Source organism: Leyella stercorea, assembly GCF_019052365.1.
In the GTDB taxonomy this organism is placed as follows: Bacteria; Bacteroidota; Bacteroidia; order Bacteroidales; family Bacteroidaceae; genus Prevotella.
This window is the reverse complement of the sequence record NZ_JAHQUY010000037.1, coordinates 14,356-32,360: the sequence shown is the minus strand read 5'-3', so window position 1 is coordinate 32,360 and position 18,005 is coordinate 14,356. Positions and strand designations below refer to the sequence as shown.

General features: G+C 52.6%; 14 protein-coding genes. 7 read left to right on the top strand and 7 right to left on the bottom strand.

Going from position 1 to position 18,005, the window contains the following annotated elements; all coding sequences use genetic code 11:
- Nucleotides 1–60: 60 nt before the first annotated feature.
- Both KTQ90_RS08000 and KTQ90_RS07995 read right to left on the bottom strand, forming a co-directional pair.
- Entirely contained in the window at nucleotides 61–1,860 is a 1,800-nt protein-coding gene (locus KTQ90_RS08000; RefSeq protein ID WP_217317955.1) for a DUF349 domain-containing protein, read from the bottom strand.
- A gap of 144 nt (nucleotides 1,861–2,004) precedes the next feature.
- Nucleotides 2,005–2,931 (bottom strand): magnesium transporter CorA family protein, encoded by a 927-nt coding sequence (locus KTQ90_RS07995; RefSeq protein ID WP_217317953.1) that lies wholly within the window; start codon nucleotides 2,929–2,931, stop codon nucleotides 2,005–2,007.
- Nucleotides 2,932–3,239: 308 nt separating this feature from the next.
- Here KTQ90_RS07995 and KTQ90_RS07990 point away from each other — a divergent pair, with 308 nt between their 5' ends.
- Both KTQ90_RS07990 and KTQ90_RS07985 read left to right on the top strand, forming a co-directional pair.
- Nucleotides 3,240–3,899: an SGNH/GDSL hydrolase family protein gene (locus tag KTQ90_RS07990; RefSeq protein WP_217317952.1), complete on the top strand. Its 660-nt coding sequence runs from the start codon at nucleotides 3,240–3,242 to the stop codon at nucleotides 3,897–3,899.
- A gap of 19 nt (nucleotides 3,900–3,918) precedes the next feature.
- Complete coding sequence (locus tag KTQ90_RS07985; RefSeq protein ID WP_217317950.1) at nucleotides 3,919–4,872, top strand: alpha/beta hydrolase; 954 nt, start codon at nucleotides 3,919–3,921, stop codon at nucleotides 4,870–4,872.
- Nucleotides 4,873–5,443: 571 nt separating this feature from the next.
- On the opposite strand, the gene lpxB is transcribed toward KTQ90_RS07985, so the two are convergent.
- Both lpxB and surE read right to left on the bottom strand, forming a co-directional pair.
- Nucleotides 5,444–6,580 (bottom strand): lipid-A-disaccharide synthase, encoded by a 1,137-nt coding sequence (gene lpxB, locus KTQ90_RS07980; protein WP_217317949.1) that lies wholly within the window; start codon nucleotides 6,578–6,580, stop codon nucleotides 5,444–5,446.
- Nucleotides 6,581–6,766: 186 nt separating this feature from the next.
- A complete protein-coding gene (gene surE / locus KTQ90_RS07975; protein ID WP_217317947.1) occupies nucleotides 6,767–7,534 on the bottom strand; it encodes a 5'/3'-nucleotidase SurE in 768 nt (255 codons plus the stop codon).
- 99 nt (nucleotides 7,535–7,633) lie between these two features.
- Here surE and KTQ90_RS07970 point away from each other — a divergent pair, with 99 nt between their 5' ends.
- The 5 genes from KTQ90_RS07970 to KTQ90_RS07950 all read left to right on the top strand — a co-directional run bounded on the left by KTQ90_RS07970 (nucleotide 7,634) and on the right by KTQ90_RS07950 (nucleotide 13,777).
- The gene (locus KTQ90_RS07970; RefSeq protein WP_022158015.1) at nucleotides 7,634–8,440 is read left to right on the top strand and encodes a ParA family protein; all 807 of its coding nucleotides are present in this window, start codon (nucleotides 7,634–7,636) and stop codon (nucleotides 8,438–8,440) included.
- Complete coding sequence (locus tag KTQ90_RS07965; RefSeq protein WP_022158016.1) at nucleotides 8,418–9,338, top strand: ParB/RepB/Spo0J family partition protein; 921 nt, start codon at nucleotides 8,418–8,420, stop codon at nucleotides 9,336–9,338. Before KTQ90_RS07970 ends, KTQ90_RS07965 begins: the two co-directional genes overlap by 23 nt.
- A 41-nt stretch (nucleotides 9,339–9,379) precedes the next feature.
- Nucleotides 9,380–10,090, top strand: coding sequence for a DUF5683 domain-containing protein (locus tag KTQ90_RS07960; RefSeq protein WP_407936609.1), 711 nt, complete (start codon nucleotides 9,380–9,382; stop codon nucleotides 10,088–10,090).
- 16 nt (nucleotides 10,091–10,106) lie between these two features.
- A complete protein-coding gene (locus tag KTQ90_RS07955) occupies nucleotides 10,107–11,435 on the top strand; it encodes a lytic transglycosylase domain-containing protein (RefSeq protein WP_217317944.1) in 1,329 nt (442 codons plus the stop codon).
- 68 nt (nucleotides 11,436–11,503) lie between these two features.
- On the top strand, nucleotides 11,504–13,777 hold the full coding sequence (locus tag KTQ90_RS07950) for a RelA/SpoT family protein (RefSeq protein WP_217317943.1): 2,274 nt from the start codon (nucleotides 11,504–11,506) through the stop codon (nucleotides 13,775–13,777).
- 115 nt (nucleotides 13,778–13,892) lie between these two features.
- Here KTQ90_RS07950 and KTQ90_RS07945 read toward each other — a convergent pair whose 3' ends face one another.
- The 3 genes from KTQ90_RS07945 to KTQ90_RS07935 form a co-directional block, all read right to left on the bottom strand.
- The gene (locus KTQ90_RS07945; RefSeq protein WP_217317942.1) at nucleotides 13,893–14,912 is read right to left on the bottom strand and encodes an Rpn family recombination-promoting nuclease/putative transposase; all 1,020 of its coding nucleotides are present in this window, start codon (nucleotides 14,910–14,912) and stop codon (nucleotides 13,893–13,895) included.
- 235 nt (nucleotides 14,913–15,147) lie between these two features.
- On the bottom strand, nucleotides 15,148–17,331 hold the full coding sequence (locus tag KTQ90_RS07940) for a family 20 glycosylhydrolase (RefSeq protein ID WP_217317940.1): 2,184 nt from the start codon (nucleotides 17,329–17,331) through the stop codon (nucleotides 15,148–15,150).
- 294 nt (nucleotides 17,332–17,625) lie between these two features.
- On the bottom strand, nucleotides 17,626–17,973 hold the full coding sequence (locus KTQ90_RS07935) for a MerR family transcriptional regulator (protein ID WP_022158022.1): 348 nt from the start codon (nucleotides 17,971–17,973) through the stop codon (nucleotides 17,626–17,628).
- Nucleotides 17,974–18,005: the final 32 nt, after the last annotated feature.

Sequence of the window (18,005 nt, the reverse complement as noted above, 5' to 3'; positions counted from 1 at the left end):
ATATGTGCAACTTTTTACTCATATTTATCAACTTAAATTAATTCCGCCAACGGGTAATCTTTACTTGTTCTCCTCGTCGATAGCCTTAATCTTCTGGCGAACCAGTTCGAGGTCGTCGCGCAGGTGCTGCACCTTGCGGTTCATCTCGTCGATGAGGCTGTTGCCCTTCTTAGAGCTTGCGTTGAGGAATCCGAGGTTGTTCTCGTAGGTCTGAATCTCCTGCTTGAGCTGCTCGAAGCGGCGAGCCAAGCGTCCGCGCTCGTTGTCGAGAGCCTCTTCGCCACGCTTTGCCACATTCTTGATGTTAGCCTTGAAGTCGTTCAGACGGCGGCGCTTTGTAGAGATGTTCAGCTCCTTGTAGATACGGTCGAGCACTTCGTGATAAGCCTCGTAGAGCTTGTCCTTCTCCTTGTAGGGCACGTGTCCCACCTTGTTGTATTCCTCTGTGAGCGCCTGCACCTTCTCCTTCGTTGCCTCAGCAGCATTCTCTGCGAGCGCCTTAAGCTGCTCGATGATGCCCTTCTTCTTCTCGAGGTTGGCGTGCTCCTCGTTGCGCTGTCCAGCGCCGGCTGCGTTGCGAGCCTCGAAGAACTTGTTGCATGCGCCGAGGAACTCCTGCCAGAGCTGGTCGCCGAGCTTCTTCGGAACCATGCCTACGGTCTTCCATTCCTTCTGCAGCGCGATGAGCTTGTCGCTTGTAGCCTTCCAGTCGGTGCTGTCGGCAAGCGCCTGCGCCTTCTCTACGAGCGCCTTCTTCTTCTCGATGTTCTCAGAGAATGTGACCTTGAGCGCCTTGAAGTATTCGGCCTTGCGTCCGAAGAAGTCGTCGCAGGCAGCGCGGAAGCGCTCGAATATTTTCACGTTCATCTTCTGCGGAGCGAAGCCGATAGTCTTCCACTCGTTCTGAATGTCGATAATCTCCTTAGAACGCTTCTCCCAGTCGGCAGCGCCCTTGTTCTCAGCCTTGCCGAGCTCCTCTACCTTCTCGCAGAGAGCGGTCTTGCGAGCCAGATTCTCCTCCTCCTTAGCGCGAAGGTCCTCGAAGTGCTGCTGGTGGCGCTTGTTGATTACGGTAGACGCAGCCTTGAAGCGTGCCCATACCTCCTCGCGCAGTTCCTTTGCGACCGGACCTATCTCGCGATACTGCTGGTGCAGCTCCTGCAACTGGTGGAACGCGCTGATGACGTCCTCCTCGTCGGCGAGCTTCTCTGCAGCCTCGCAGAGTTTGGTCTTCATCTCGAGGTTCTTCTTGAAGTCGTATTCGCGAGCCTCAGAGTTGAGCTTGAGCAGGTCGTAGAACTGCTCTACATATAACTGATAGTTGCGCCAAAGTTCGTTAGCCTTGTCAGCCGGCACGTTCTTGATGTCCTTCCACTGCTGCTGCAGCTCCTTGAACTCGTTATACGACTTGCCTGCCTCGTCGGGCGATGTAGCCATGGCCTTTATTTTCTCAATGATTTCGAGTTTCTTCTCCAGGTTGGCCTGCTTTTCGGCCTCCTGCTGCTGCATGATTTGCGCGCGTTTCTCGCGTATTACAGCCATTTGAGCCTTGAAAGTCTCCTCGTCCTGGTCGGGTACCACCTGATAGGTTTCAGGGTTTCCGCCGCCGTCGATGTATTCCTTCAGGCGTGCTTCACGCTCTGCGATGTGGAGTTTGTAGAATACCGTCTTCAAAAGGTCGATTTCGTCCTTGACAGGAGCCTCGTCGCTTGCGGCGATTTCCTTAAGGCGTTCAACGACTTCTTGTTTGGTTTTGTAGACTTTAGTGTTCTCTACTGGCTGAACGTCGGCAGCTGTCTGCTCTACGTTCTGCTCTTCTTGTGCACCTTGCAACAGGGCGTTTTCTTGAGAGTCCATCATTTAACTGTTTTAAGTTTATGATAAGGGTAATTCACACGAATGTGGCGCGGAGCCAACATCCTCACATTATTTATTATAGACTGCAAACTTAAATAAAATATTTTGAATAGCGACAAAAAACGCAATTTATTTTTGCATTTTGCTTTAAAGCAGTCGCTTATGGCGCAGTATAATCCATGAAAGTGCGGAGATAATAACCGATATGATTATCGCCACGATGAAGCCGAAGCGGTAGTCCTCGAGTCCGTTTATGAGGTTCATGCCGAAGAACGAGGAGATGAGCGTCGGCAACATCATGATGATAGACACGGAGGTGAGCGTACGCATCACGGTGTTCATGTTGTTGTTGATGATAGACGAGTAGGTGTCCATCGTCGACTCGAGAATGTCGGAGTAGATATTGGTCGTTTCGCGAGCCTGCGACATCTCGATGTTTACGTCCTCGATGAGGTCGGCGTCCAACTCGTCCACTTGCAGCTTGAACTTCAGCTTCGCGAGCAAGGTTTCGTTGCCGCGGATAGAGGTTACGAAGTAGGTGAGCGAGTCCTGCAGACGCGAGAGAGCGATAAGCGATTCGTTGTTCACGTTATGGTCGAGATTGTGCTTCGCCTTCTCGATGAGCGTGTTTATCTGCTTCAGACGCTTCAGATACCACACGGCAGAAGAAAGGAAAAGACGGAATGTCATGTCAACATAGTCGGTGAATCCCTCGCCGCGCTTCTGGTGATAAGAAACGAAGTCGATCATCATGTTCGTCTCGTAGTAGCATACGGTGATGGTGACGTCGCGCTTGTGAATGATGCCGAGCGGCACGGTGGTGTACGGTGTGCGCGAGCGTATCTCCTTCACGTACGGAATACGGAGGATGATAAGCATCCAGCCATCATCGTACTCGTAACGCGCACGTTCGTCGGTATCGCTGATGTCGGAAAGGAAATAATCGGGTATGTTGAACTTGTCTTCCAGCAATTGCTGGTCTTCGTCTGTTGGACATGTAACTTGTATCCAGCAGTTCGGCTGCCACTCTTCAATTTGTTTGAGGGTAGAATTGGTGTTCCAGTATGTTCTCATAAAAGCTGTCTCCTTGGGTTAAACAATGCTTGGGAGACCGCATCGTGAGAGCGTCCTCCTGCATTACAAATTCGGGTTTTCCGCGTGATAGTCGTCCATATATTAGTTACACTTTGATTTAACGTCTGCAAAGTTAAGTATTTTTTGCCGAATAAGCCTTATTCGTTTTTGTGTTTTTTGTGCAAAAGGATGCAAAAAATAATAGCTCCTTTCGTTTTTTATTCGTACTTTTGTCAAACAGGTTAAGAAAATGTTTAAAAACCATTGCTGCATCCCGGTTGATGCGGCGCTAAAACAAATAACGAACTATGAAGAAACTATTAATCATGTTGAGTCTGTTCTGCGCATGCACGATGCAGGCTCAGGAGCAGAAGCACTCTACATTCTATTATCAGCGAGCCACTCTCTTCGAGGTGTTGCCTACGAGCAAGAGCGACATCATCTTCCTCGGCAATAGCATCACCAACGGCGGCGAGTGGGCGGAGCTGTTGGGCAATCCGCACGCCAAGAATCGTGGCATCAGCGGCGATACCACCCAGGGCGTGCTCGACCGTCTGAGCACCATCACGAAGGGTAAGCCCTCGAAGATATTCCTGCTCATCGGTACCAACGACCTTTCGCGCGGCAAGAGCGTTGACGAGGTGGCGAAGAACGTGGAGAAGATTGTGGTGCGCGTGAAGCGCGAGTCGCCCGCGACGAAGCTCTACGTGCAGAGCGTGTTCCCGGTGAACCCTAAGGTCAACACCAAGTTCTCGGGTCACATGGACCGCAAGAAGGATATTCCTGCGCTCAACGCAAAGATAAAGGCTGTTGCTGCGCGCCACGGCGTTACTTACATCGACGTGTACAAGTCGCTCGTCATACCTTCTACTGATGTGATGAACCCAGAGTACACCAACGACGGACTGCACCTGCTCGGCAAGGGATACCTGAAGTGGGTTGAGGTGCTGAAGCCGTATCTCAAGTAGCCTCCTATATATAGATAGTATGAAACATAAAAAGTTATTCGTAACCATTGGCGCCACCTTTGCGCTCTTCCTTGCCATAATCACGGCTGCCTCGTTCTACCTCGTCGACTACGCCCTTGTGAGCGTTCAGCGCGACCGCGACTCGGATATGTCGAAGATAGAGAAGCGCTTCCCCGAGGTGAAGCCGTGGCTCGACAGTCTGCAAGCCGTAGGCGCCCTGCGCGACACGTTCGTCGTGATGCCGCAGACCGGCAAGCGCGCCCACGCCCTCTACGTGCGTTCGCCGCGTGCAGAGGGACGCACCGCTGTGCTCGTGCATGGCTACGGCGACAAAGCTACAAGCATGCTGCCAATAGCGCGCATCTACAACCGCCAGATGAACGCCAACGTGCTGCTGCCCGACCTCTATGCGCACGGGCAGAGTGACGGCGAGGCGATACAGATGGGATGGAAAGACCGTCTCGACGTGCTCCATTGGATAAGCCTTGCGCCAGAGATGTTCGGCACGACTGCCGACTCGCTGCGCCTTGTGGTTCACGGCATATCGATGGGCGCTGCCACGACGATGTGCGTCAGCGGTGAGCAGACGCCTCGATACGTGAAGTGCTTCGTGGAGGACTGTGGCTATACGAGTGTTTGGGACGAGTTCTCGAACGAGATTTCGGCGCGCTTCTCGCTGCCGGACTTCCCGCTGATGTACACGGCGTCGTGGCTCGTAAAGGCGAAGTACGGCTGGGGCTTCAACGAGGCGTCGCCGCTGAAGCAGGTGGCGAAGTGCCAGAAGCCGATGCTCTTCATTCATGGCGACAACGACACGTTTGTGCCTACATGGATGGTCTATCCGCTCTATGAGGCGAAGCCGCAGCCCAAGGCGCTCTGGATAGCGCACGGCAGCAAGCACGCCGATGCGTATGCCGACTATAAAGAGGAGTACGCGCGCAGAGTGGTGGGCTTTGTGGAGAAGTACCTTTAATTGGTTTTGGCACGGTTTTTGCCCAAACGATATTTGCAGTTTTAAACCGCTCATAACTCGCGAAAAATCAAAAACAAAATCTTTTGTGCGTTTTTCGCGAGTTTTGAGCGTGCAGTTGTAAGCGTTTGGCTTACAAAGCGTTGTGGTGATAATTGCGAAAGTGTGCAATTTTAGCTTAGGAGAAATCAAGCTTTTCGATAGACTTTACCTGGTAAAAGCATAGGTTTTACCGTGTAAAGTCTATCGAATTACAGGGTAAAGTGATAGGAAATACAATGCAAAACCTATCGTTTTACATCGAAAAGTCTCACTTTTTATGATTTTAGAGTGAAGAACAGCATCGAAAACGCTCGTTTTGCGGTTTTCAAATCTCTAGAATGAGTTTTTTCGCGGGAGTTTGCTTGTACTATATTTGCATGATTAGTAGCGGAGGTCTCCGGCCTCCGCAGCACAAAAATGCATTTTTTTATTGTCTTAGTAGCGGAGGTCTCCGGCCTCCGCAGCACCAATAACGGCATTATTTTTATTGTCAACGTAGCTTGCTGCGGAGGCCGGAGACCTCCGCTACTTTTTACCTTTTTACTTTTAAGACCATTTCCTTCGCTGTGCGCTCCGACGGACTGTCCTCGCCAATCTTCCGCCACACCTCCTCGTAGCCCTCGAGCATCTCTCTGCGCGCTGCGCCGTCGGGTAGCAGACGCTTGAGCTGTTCGGCGATGTTTGCCTCCGAGAACGTGTTGGCCACCAGCTCCGGCACCACCTCGCGGTCGGCGATGAGGTTCACCAGCGACACATACTTTACCTTCAGCACGAGACGTCGCAAGAAACCCACCAGCTTAGGCAGCGCCGTATTGTAGCATACCACTTGCGGCACGCGGAAGAGCGCCGTCTCGAGCGTCGCCGTGCCGCTCGTCACGAGCGCCGTGTCGGCATGTGAGAGCAGAGCGTAGGTCTCGCCGCGCACCACGTGCATGCCGCTTCCGCCGATGAATGCGTCGTAGAACTCGGCGTCGATGCCCGGCGCCGCAGCAAGCACTAACTGATAGCCACCGAATCTGCGCGCCGCAGCAATCATCTGCGGTAGGTTGCCCGCAATCTCCTGCTTGCGGCTTCCGGCGAGCAGCGCTATTATGGGACGCTCGTCGAGCCCATGCTCACGACGGAACTCCTCGTCCGATACGTTGTACGCTGCGCGGAACTGGCGCACCTCCTCAGCCGTCGGATTGCCCACGTAATGAATAGGGTAGTGGTGCTTCTGCTCGAAGAACGGCACCTCGAACGGCAGTATCGAGAACAGCTCGTCGACGTTGCGCTTTATCTCCTTGATGCGATACTCCTTCCACGCCCATATCTTCGGCGAGATATAGTAGTAGACCGGTATCTTGGTATGCTCGTGTACGTACTTCGCAATCTTGAGGTTGAAGCCCGGATAGTCGACAAGAATCACGGCGTCGGGCTGCCACTCCACGATGTCGCGCTTGCAGAACGCCATGTTGCGCAGAATAGTGCGCAGGTGGAGCAATACGGCGATGATGCCCATGTACGCCAGTTCGCGGTAGTGGCGCACGCGTGTGCCTCCGACTGCCGACATCATGTCGCCGCCGAAGAAACGAAACTCAGCTTTAGGGTCTTCTTTGAGCAGAGCCGTCATAAGATGCGAGGCGTGCAGGTCGCCCGATGCCTCGCCAACTATTAAGTAGTATTTCATGTTCTTTATAAGTGACGTTTAAGCCTAACTAAGCCTTTCTAAGCCTTTCTAAGCCTTTCTAAGCCTTTCTAAGCCTTTTTAAGCCTTTCTAAGCCTTTTTAAGCCTTTCTAAGTCTTCTAAGTCTTTCTAAGTTTTCTAAGCCTTTGCTAACTAAGCCCTCCCCGATGGGGAGGGTTGGGAGGGGCTCAAAACTCTTCCTTCCAACTTCGCAGCAAGTCGTAGTCCGTAACGTCGATGCGCGTCGGCGTGATAGAGACATATCCGTGCGTGAGCGCCCAGTTGTCGGTGTCTTCCTGCTCCGGCTCGTCGTTGCGGTAGGCGCCTGTCATCCAGTAGTAGTCGTAGCCGTGCGGGTGGCGCATCTTTGCACACTCGTTGTACCACGTGCCCATAGCCATACGGCACATCTTCACGCCCTTGAACTCCTTTAGCTTCGGGAAGTTCACGTTCAGGCACACGCCCTTGGGCAGACCCTCGGCGAGCACCTTCTGCACAATCTGGCGCACGTATGGGCGCAGCGGCTCGAAGTCGGCATCCGACGCGAAGTCGCAGAGCGAGAAGCCGATAGACGGTATGTACTTCATACAGCCCTCGATGGTTACGCCCATCGTGCCGCTGTAGTGAACGTTCACCGAGGCGTTGTCGCCGTGGTTGATGCCGCCCAGAATCATGTCTGGCAGACGATCAACGCACAACTCCTGCAGCGCCAGCTTAATGCAGTCGACCGGCGTGCCGTTGCACGACCACATCTGCATGCCCTCCTCGTCGCGGCGCAGCTTCAAGCGCAGCGGAACCGTGGCAGAGAACGCCGTAGCGAAGCCCGAACGAGCCGATTCGGGAGCACAGACTATGATGTCGGCAATGTCGCGCAGCATGTCAATAAGCGAGTTTATACCCTTGGCATGGTAGCCGTCGTCGTTCGAAATAAGTATTAATGGCTTTTTAGTATTCATAATTTTAGTTTTATTTCAACTGCAAATGTACGAAAAAAGGTTTAAACGAGCCTATTCTCATATAAAATATGTACCTTTGCCAAATAATTTTGACTTCAAATGGGAAAGATAATAGCATTGGCCAACCAAAAAGGTGGCGTAGGCAAGACGACAACAACGATAAACTTGGCAGCATCGCTCGCTACATTCGAGAAAACGGTGCTCGTGGTGGATGCAGACCCGCAGGCGAACGCGTCGAGCGGACTGGGCGTAGACATCAAGGAGATTGACTGCTCGCTCTATGAGTGCATCATCGACCACGCCGACGTGCACGACGCAGTCTACACCACCGACATCAACGGACTCGATGTCATTCCCAGCCATATCGACCTCGTGGGAGCAGAGATAGAGATGCTCAACCTGAAGAACCGCGAGCGCGTAATAAAGAACATGCTCGACCAGATACGCGACGACTACGACTACATACTCATCGACTGTAGTCCGTCGCTCGGACTCATCACCGTGAACGCGCTCACCGCTGCCGACTCGGTGGTGATACCCGTGCAGTGCGAATACTTTGCGCTCGAAGGCATCACGAAACTCCTCAACACCATCAAGATAATAAAGAGCAAGCTAAATCCGGCATTGGAGATAGAAGGCTTCCTGCTCACCATGTACGATAGCCGCCTGCGACTCGCCAACCAGATATACGATGAGGTGAAGCGCCACTTCCAGGAACTTGTGTTCAAGACTGTCATACAACGCAACGTGAAGCTCAGCGAGAGTCCCAGCCACGGACTCCCCGTGATTCTTTACGACGCTGACTCGGCTGGGTCGAAAAACCACTTGGCACTCGCCAAGGAGATTATCAACAAGAACGAAAAAAGAGTAAACAAACAAGACGATGGCAGTACACAAGAAATATAACCGAAGCGTGCTCGGACGCGGACTCGACGAGATTGAAGGCGGACGTGGACTCGATGCGCTCATCGACACCGGAGGAGTGCGTACGCAGGGTACATCAACCATAAACGAAATACCGCTCAACCAGATAGAGGCTAACCCTAACCAGCCCCGACGCGACTTCGACCCCGATGCGCTGCAGGAACTGGCAAACAGCATCAGTGAGATTGGCATTATTCAGCCCATCACGCTCAGACAGATAAGCGACGAACGCTTCCAAATCATTGCGGGCGAACGCCGCTGGCGCGCCTCGCAGATGGCTGGTCTCACAGCCATTCCCGCATACATACGCACCATTGCCGACGAGAATATCATGGAGATGGCGCTTGTCGAAAACATTCAGCGCGAAGACCTCAACGCCATTGAGATTGCGCTCGCATACGAACACCTGCTCGACGCCGACGGCATGACGCAGGAGAAGGTGTCGGAGCGCGTAGGAAAGAGTCGCACAGCCATAGCCAACTATCTCCGTCTGCTGCGTCTGCCGGCTCAGGTGCAGATAGCCCTGCAGAAAAAGGAGATAGACATGGGACACGCTCGCGCTCTGCTCGCTATCGACTCGCCCTCGCTGCAGATAAAACTCTTCAACGAAGTGCTCAAGAACGGCTACTCCGTGCGCAAGGTTGAGGAAATGGCGCAGATGCTCAAGAACGGCGAAGACGTCAACAGCGGAACAAAGAAGATTGTGGCAAAGGCAAAGCTCCCAGAGGAGTACAATGCCCTGCGCAGCCACCTCTCGGAGTTCCTGCAGACAAAGGTGCAGCTCACATGCTCGCCCAAAGGCAAGGGAAAGATAACAATACCTTTCGCAAACGAAGAAGAGCTGGAGCATATCATGGCTGTGTTCGACAAGATGAAGTAAGAACCTGCAACAGCTTGCAGACAAAACATAAACAAGAAACAATAGTGAAACAGAACATTACATATATATTAAAGACATTGGCGCTTGCTGCGATTCTGTTCTTGTCCGCTACAACGGCAAAAGCGCAGACCGCAGCTGATAGTATGGATGTTTCGTTCACATCTATAAAGGCAGACAGCGTAGCCGACAACGCACTCTCGCCTATAAAGGCAGACAGCGTTTACAAGGTGAAGCGCGACTGGAGCACATGGCGCCCCAATCCGAAGCGTGCCATGTGGCTCGCCATCGTTTTGCCCGGCGCCGGACAGATCTATAACCGCAAGTATTGGAAGTTGCCGATTGTGTATGGCGGATTCGTGGGTTGCATCTACGCCATGCGTTGGAACAATCAGATGTACACCGACTACTCGCAGGCTTATCTCGACTTGATGGACGACGACCCGAATACGCAGAGCTATAACCAGTTCCTGCATCTCGGAGCGAAAATCGACGAGTCGAGCATACAACGCTATCAGACGCTCTTCAAGAAGCGCAAAGACAAGTTCCGCCGCTGGCGCGACCTTAGCTTCTTCTGCCTGGTGGGTGTCTACGCACTCTCAATCGTTGACGCATACGTCGACGCGTCGCTCTCAGAGTTCGATATCTCGAAGGATTTGAGCCTTAAGCTGGAGCCGACCATCATCAACGACAACCGCCAACGGAACCCCTTCAAGGCTAACAGCTTGGGATTGAGTTGCAGCCTGAATTTCTAAAGACAAACAAAAGATTATGAAGAAATCATTGATAATTATAGCCGCAGCGTTTTTCGGCTTTGCAAGTCAGGCTCTCGCGCAGAGCGAGAATAATGACGACGAAATAATAGTAACCGACGCCCAGGGCAAGCAGGAAGTGATCGACCTGCCTGAGGCGCTTACTCACGATTATGACAGTCTGCTCAACAACTACAACAGCAAGACTTATCTCCACATGAGCTTCGACTGCAACATGCCTGATGTGAATCCGGTTTACAGCGCAGAAGTGTACAAAGAGCGTCTGAGCCGCATCCCGACCATCATCGAGTTGCCCTACAACGACGTCGTTCAGAAGTTCATCGACCGCTACAGCGGACGTCTGCGTCGCTCTGTGAGTGTGATGCTCGGCGCACAGAACTTCTATATGCCTATCTTCGAGGAGGCTCTCGAGTCGTATGGCTTGCCTCTCGAATTGAAGTATCTGCCGGTCATTGAGTCGGCGCTCAATCCTAACGCCGTTTCGCGCGTCGGCGCCACCGGTCTTTGGCAGTTCATGCTCACCACCGGCAAGAAGTACGGACTCGAAGTGAACTCGCTTGTTGACGAACGTCGCGACCCTGTTCGCGCTTCGTACGCAGCAGCCCACTATCTGCGCGATCTCTATAAGATCTTCGGCGATTGGAACCTCGTTATCGCAGCCTACAACTGCGGTCCGGAGGCCATCAACCGCGCCATCCACCGCTCAAACGGCGAGAAAGACTACTGGCGCATTTATCCTTATCTGCCGAAAGAAACACGTGGCTACGTGCCGGCGTTCATCGCCGCCAACTATATAATGAACTACTATTGCGAGCACAATATCTGTCCGATGCGTGCAGACCTGCCCGTAAAGACCGACACCGTGGTCGTAAACCGCGACGTACACTTCGAGCAGGTGGCTCAGGTGCTCGGTATGGATGTTGACCAGATAAAGCAGCTCAACCCGCAGTATCGCCGTTGCGTTGTGAACGGCAGCACAAAGCCGTCTGCAATTCGCTTGCCGCTGGCTATGGTGGGCAACTTCATCGACAACGAAGACTCTATCTACGCTTACAAACCCGACGAACTGCTCACAAAGCGCCTGGAAGTGGCTGTAAACACAGACGCTCCGGTAGTATCGCGCCACTCTTCAAGCAGAAGCGGCAGACACAGCAAGGCGTCGCGCAAAAAGTCGCGCCGCGAACGCAGCAAGAACGTAACGATTCGCCAGGGCGACACGCTCTCTGAGATAGCACGCCGCAACGGCACCACCGTTAGAAAACTGAAAAAGCTTAACAAGATTAGCGGAAGCAACATACGTGCAGGCAAGAAGATTCGCATCAAGTAAGATTGGTGCGAATCTCTGCACCCTGCCGCATACACATATACCTTATTAATATATAGGAGACCTGAATCATGGACGACCAGAATCTGAAAGACAAGCAGCGAGAGTCTGCTGATGACCAAATGATAGAACAAGCCTTCAAGGAAGTACTCGATATATATGTGGCATCGCGTCACCGAAAGAAGGTTGATATTATAACCAAGGCGTTCAACTTCGCACGACAGGCACACAAAGGTGTGCGCCGATTGTCGGGCGAACCATACATCATGCACCCTATTGCGGTGGCACGCATCGCGGTGGAGGAGATGGGACTCGGGTCGACGAGCATCTGCGCCGCACTCCTGCACGATGTTGTCGAGGATACCGACTATACCGTTGAGGATATCACGAATATCTTCGGCGAGAAGATTGCGCAGATTGTTGACGGACTGACCAAGATTTCTGGTGGTATCTTCGGCGACAAGGCGTCGGCGCAGGCAGAAAACTTCAAGAAGTTGCTGCTCACGATGAGCGATGATATCCGTGTCATACTCATCAAGATTTGTGACCGTCTGCACAACATGCGCACTCTGCAGTCGCAGCCAGCTAATAAGCAGTATAAGATTGCCGGTGAGACGCTCTACATCTACGCACCACTCGCAAACCGCTTGGGTTTGAACAAGATAAAAACTGAACTCGAAGACCTCTCGTTCCGCTACGAGCATCCCGAAGAGTACGACTATATCAAGGGAAAACTTGCCGACACGCAGGCGCAGCGCGACATGCTTTTCGAGAACTTCACTGCTCCTATACGTGAAGCTCTCGACAAGATGGGCATAAAGTACGAACTGAAGGCGCGCGTGAAGAGTCCTTATTCCATTTGGAACAAGATGCAGAACAAGCACGTCACGTTCGACGAAATCTACGACATTCTTGCTGTGCGCATCATCTATACGCCGAAGGAACGCTCAGAGGAAATTAACGAGTGCTTCAAGATTTACGTCGCAATCAACCGCATATACAAGTCGCACCCCGACCGTCTGCGCGACTGGGTGAACCACCCGAAGGCAAACGGCTATCAGGCTTTGCACGTGACGCTGATGTCGAAGCAGGGCAAGTGGATAGAGGTGCAGATACGTTCCGACCATATGGACGAAGTGGCTGAGCAGGGCTTTGCCGCTCACTGGAAGTACAAGGAGAAGGGACTGGAGTCGAGCGTAGAGACCGTTGATGAAGATTCGGAACTCAACAACTGGCTGTCTACTATCAAGGAGATTCTCGACGACCCGCAGCCCGACGCAATGGACTTCCTCGATACCATCAAGCTCAACCTCTTTGCAAGCGAGATATTCGTGTTCACACCGAAGGGCGAAATCAAGACCATGCCGGCGCAATGTACGGCGCTCGACTTCGCTTTCCAGATACACACATTCCTCGGTTCGCACTGTATCGGCGCTAAGGTGAACCACAAACTGGTGCCGCTGAGCCACAAGTTGCAGAGCGGCGACCAGGTGGAGATACTCTCGTCGAAGTCGCAGCACGTGCAGGCTTCGTGGATAAACTTCGTTTTCACGGCGAAGGCGAAGCAGAAGATTATGGCGATACTGCGCCGCGACAACCGCGAACTGCAGAAGCGAGGCGAGCAGATACTCGATGACTGGTTGCGCAAGAACGAACTGGAGATGACTACGCAGGTGCTCAATAAACTCTGCGAACTGCACGAGGCTAAGAAGCACGAGGATCTGTTCCTTATGCTTGGCAAACGCTCCGTCCTGCTCGGTGACAAAGACCTCGACGAGCTGCGCGAGCGCAAGGCAGAGCAGGGCGGATGGCGCAAGTTCGTGCCATTCCTTAAGAAGGACAACAGCAAGGACGACAAGAAGTCGAATCTATTCATAGTGGGCGAGGGCTTTAATAAAAAGAAGCCGGTGATCATTAACGAGGAGAACATCTCGCAATACATCTTCCCGACCTGCTGCCACGCCATCCCTGGCGATGACATCATGGGATACATCGACAACAAGAACCGCATAGAGATTCACCGCCGCGACTGCGATGTGGCTTCGCGACTGAAGGCGAGCTTCGGCAATCGTATCCTCGACGCAAAGTGGGATATGCACAAGGTGATGTTCTTCGATGCGACGATAGAGTTGCGCGGCATCGACCGCAAGGGAATGCTGCACGACATCTCGGAGGTTATCTCCGACAAGCTCGACGTCAATATGCACCGCATTACCATCTCGAGTGAGGAGGGCATCTTCGACGGCACCATCGAGATTCGCGTTCACGACCGCAGCGAAGTGAGTGTCATCATGGACGAACTCAAAAAGATTGAGGACCTCAAGGAGGTGCTTCAGATACTATAACAAAAAAATCCGCAATGCTTGTTTTTCAGCATTGCGGATTTCTTATTTTTACTTATGCGGGTTTTGTGCGTAACACAGTTCAGTTTACATTACCTTGCGCAATAGCTACTACTTATTAATGTAGGCTTTGCGCAATTTCATTAATTTCTTCTGCCGTAAGTCCCGTGTATCTTTGTATTTTCTCAGTAGAGTCGCCGTCGCTTAGCATGAGTTTTGCAAACTCAATGTTCTTTAGGTGTTCTGCCTCTGCTTTTCCTTTCTCTATTCCTTGCGCCATTCCTTTCTCTATTCCCTGCGCCATTCCTTTCTCTATTCCTTTCTCTATTCCCTGCGCCATTCCCTGCGCCATTCCTTGCGCCATTCCTTTCTCTATTCCCTGCGCCATTCCTTCTTCTAATCCCTGCTTTCGTCCGTCTTCCAATCCGGTCTTTATAGCGTATTTGTAAGTGGCGTAGGCGTCGCGCATGATTCTGATGCTATCCTCGTATTTGTCCATGTCTTTTTTGCTGAGAGTTCTAAGGTCAGAAATCTCAGCCAACTTTTTAAACACAGCGTTTTTAGCCAGGAATGGCATTCTTTCAAATGTATTCATATTCTTTAAAACAAATATCCAGCGTTCAAAATCGGTTTCACACTCCGTCTCTGTTTTCTCGAAGAACGGCAGCATCAGATACACCATGCGTATCTTGTCGGACACCATCTTACCGTTGTCTCTATCGGCGAGTATCATGTCCGTTCTGAACTTGCCAAATGGTAGCAACGGGTCGATGAAGTTCATGAAGCATATTGTGTAGACGGGTCGTATGTCATAGTCCCATTCTCCTTTTATGCCTTGGTTCACTATCACGCGTGAGGTGTAATACAAAGCCCGGTCAATGAAGTGTTCTTGTCCTCGGTTTTGCATTTCCACGATAATCTCTTTGCCCTCGTCCGTCGTGCAATAGATATCGAATATCACCTCTCTTGAATCTTTCGACAGTCCGATTTGTTCTTTGTTGCCGAACGCCAGCGATTTAATTACAAACTCGCCGGCAAACAGGTCGTTCAAGAAGCAAATCAGCAAGTCTTTAGAAATCTCACGACCAAAGATATGTTTAAATCCCCAATCTGAGAAAGGATTGATGAATTGTGCCATATTTCTATTGTTTTGATTTACTGCAAAAATACGATTTTGTTGTGAGAAATACAAGAATAGTGTGCTATTTATTTATTATTTATGTGTTTTTGTAAAATGTTATGTATATGTGGGTGGTTATTTGTGAACAGCACATCCACTACTATGTGTAAAAAATAACTTGGGGCTTGCATGAAAGATGCAAGCCCCAAGTTGCGTTGTATAGATTCAATTTGAAGTCGTATTATATGCGATATTACTTCTCGCCGTTCACTTCGAGCGAGTAGGTGATGCCACGGCGCATCATGTCCTTCATTGTCGGCTTCAGACGGGTGAGGAATCCCTCCCACGAGCGGTTCTGCTGCTTTGTCCAGCCAGCTTCTGCGAGAGCGATAGCGCGCGGATAAGCCTGATAGTAGATGCGCTCTACGGTCGGTATGCACTCGCTCCATAGTGTGCCAGCCACGCCGAAGAGGTTGTACTCCTCAAACTGCTCGTTCATGCCCCACGCCGGGTCGAGCGAGTAGGCATCCTTCAGCGTTGTAGCGGGCATGCCCCAGTTCACCTCCGGCATATCGCCCTTCGCCATCGGATAGTCGAAGTAGCAGTGCTCGCCGGGGCAGAGCATGATGCGAGCGTTGTTGCGCACGGCAGCGTCGAGTGCCTCCTGCGTCTGTCCGCTGCGCCAAGCGAAGGTTACGCAGCCGGGCTGAATCTCCTTGAAGTCAGACTCGTACCAGAACATCGGCGTCTTGCCGTACTTGTCGCGCAGCAGTTCTATCATGCGGTCGAACAGATAGCCCTGCAGACGCCAGTTCTCCGAGCGGTCGGTGGTCTTGATGCCGAGCTTCTGCTTCAGCGCCTGACACTTCGGGCAGTCGGTCCAGCAGTCGAGCGCTGGGTTGCCAGCCTCGTCGCCGCCGAGATGAATATACTTAGACGGGAAGATGTCGGTAATCTCCTTGAACACATTGCCGAGGAACTCGTATGTGAAGTCGTTGCCCGGGCAGAGCAGTTCGTTAGACACGCCGCAGGTTGTGCGCACCGGCACCTGACGCTGGTGGCAAGTGAGTTCGGGGAACACGCTGATGGCAGCCACCTCGTGTCCCGGCATCTCTATCTCCGGCACGATGTCGACGTGATACTCAGCGCCCAGCTTCACCAGTTCGCGCATCTGCTCCTGCGTGTAGTAGCCCTTGTACGGCATCTGAATGTCGTCCTGACCCCAGCGCGACGAAGCCTGCTCCGTGAGCTGCGGATATTTCTTTATCTCGATGCGCCAAGCCTGGTCGTCAACCAAATGGAGGTGCATGGCGTTGAGCTTATAGCGCGCCATCTCGGGCACGAACGCCTTCAGGTCCTCGAACGGTATGAACGTACGTGCAGGGTCTACCATCAGTTCGCGAACGTGTGTGCGCGGTTTGTCGCTGATGAACAGCGCCGGGATGGCGTCGGCACACTCCGTAGCGCCGTTGCCGCGCAGCAGTTGGTCGAGCGTCATGAGCGCGTAGAACACGCCGCGCGCTGTCTTGCCCTTCGCCGTTACGCCCTTGGCGTCTACAGCGAGCGTGTACGCCTCGTCGTCGCTGAGCGAGTTGTCGAGCGCCAGCGTAATCTGTGTGCCGCGCTGACGACTGTTCACTATGTTGCCGATGCGCTCTGTGAGCACGCGTCGAGCCTGTGCTGCCTCGTTCGAGAGTCCGTCGGCAGCTACGATGTTCCACGCGGTCTTCACCTTAAGGTCGGCGCCCTTCAGCATCTTCAGTTCTACGGGGAACGGCACGAGGCAGTCCTCCGGCTTGCTCACCTGATACGGCTCCTTAGCGTCGCTGAAGAAGAGGCTCCAGCCCGCAGCCTTGCGGTAGAGTTTTTCGCTGCCCTTCGGCACGATGAGCTTCACGTTCTGGCGGTTGAGTCCGTAGAACGCCGTAGCGTCAGCTTTCGGCGGCATCTTCGAGTCGACGCGCACGGTCTTCAGACCCGCGAGTCGTGCGAAGGCGTACTCAGCAATATGCGGAGCGCCCTTTATCGTTATCTCCTCCAGTGCCGTACAGCCCGAGAATGCGGCAGCGCCGATAGTCTCTACGCCAGCCGGAATGGTTATCTTGCCCAGCTTGTCGCATGCGAAGAACGCCTGCGAACCTATCGACTTCGCCGCTGTTGGCAGCGTGATTTGCTCGAGCTGGTGGCGCGAGTGAAAAGCGTTGTTAGGGATTGCGGTGCTCTGCGCCTCGCTGATGTCTACGGAGCGCATCTGGAAACAGAGGTCGCGCAACTGACGATAGTCGCTGTTGCCCGTCGTTGTCAGTTCGCCCGTGAGCTTGAGGCTTACAGCCATCGACTTCTGCTCGGGCTTCAAGTCGTCCATGCGTGCTACGGTCTGCGCCGAAACTACGGCAGAAAGGAGCGTAGCGGCAGACAATAGGATGAATTTTCTCATTGTTTTATATAGATTTAGTTTATAAAAATCGGTTTAATTGGTGTGGTGTAAGGGGTGGAAGTAGGCGGATTGTCATCGTGTACCGAACGCCGTCCGATCGGATTCCGTTCGCCGCCCGATCAGATTGCGTCCGCCGTCCGATCAGATTCCGTCCGCCGTCCGATCGGATTCCGTCCGCCGTCCGATCAGATTCCGTCCGCCGTCCGATGAGTTTTGTTGGCGATGCATATCGTAGGAGGCTACGGTTTGCCATGCAACTCGTGTTTCTGTAATGTCTGCATCTTGCGTTATGCATCACACCATTCCGTCGAGCTGCTTCTTCAGCTCCTTCAGCTCCTCGCGCACGCTTATCAGCGTAGCCAGTATGTCCGAGCTCTTGTCCACGCCCGTGCGGTTCTTGTTGAGCATCTTGCGCGCCGCCGAGAGCTTGAAGCCGCGCACCTTCACAAGGTTGTGTATAACGCGAATCTGCTCGATGTCCTTCTCCGTATACTGGCGCACGTTCTGTCCCACGGTTTTGGGTTTCAGATGCGGAAACTCCGTCTCCCAAAAACGCAGAGTGCTCTCACGTATGTCGAACATCGCCGCCACCTCCTTGATGGAGTAGTACAACTTCACGTTCTTATTGGTATTCAATGCCATATTATTTGCAATTTATTTGCAAAAGTAACCAA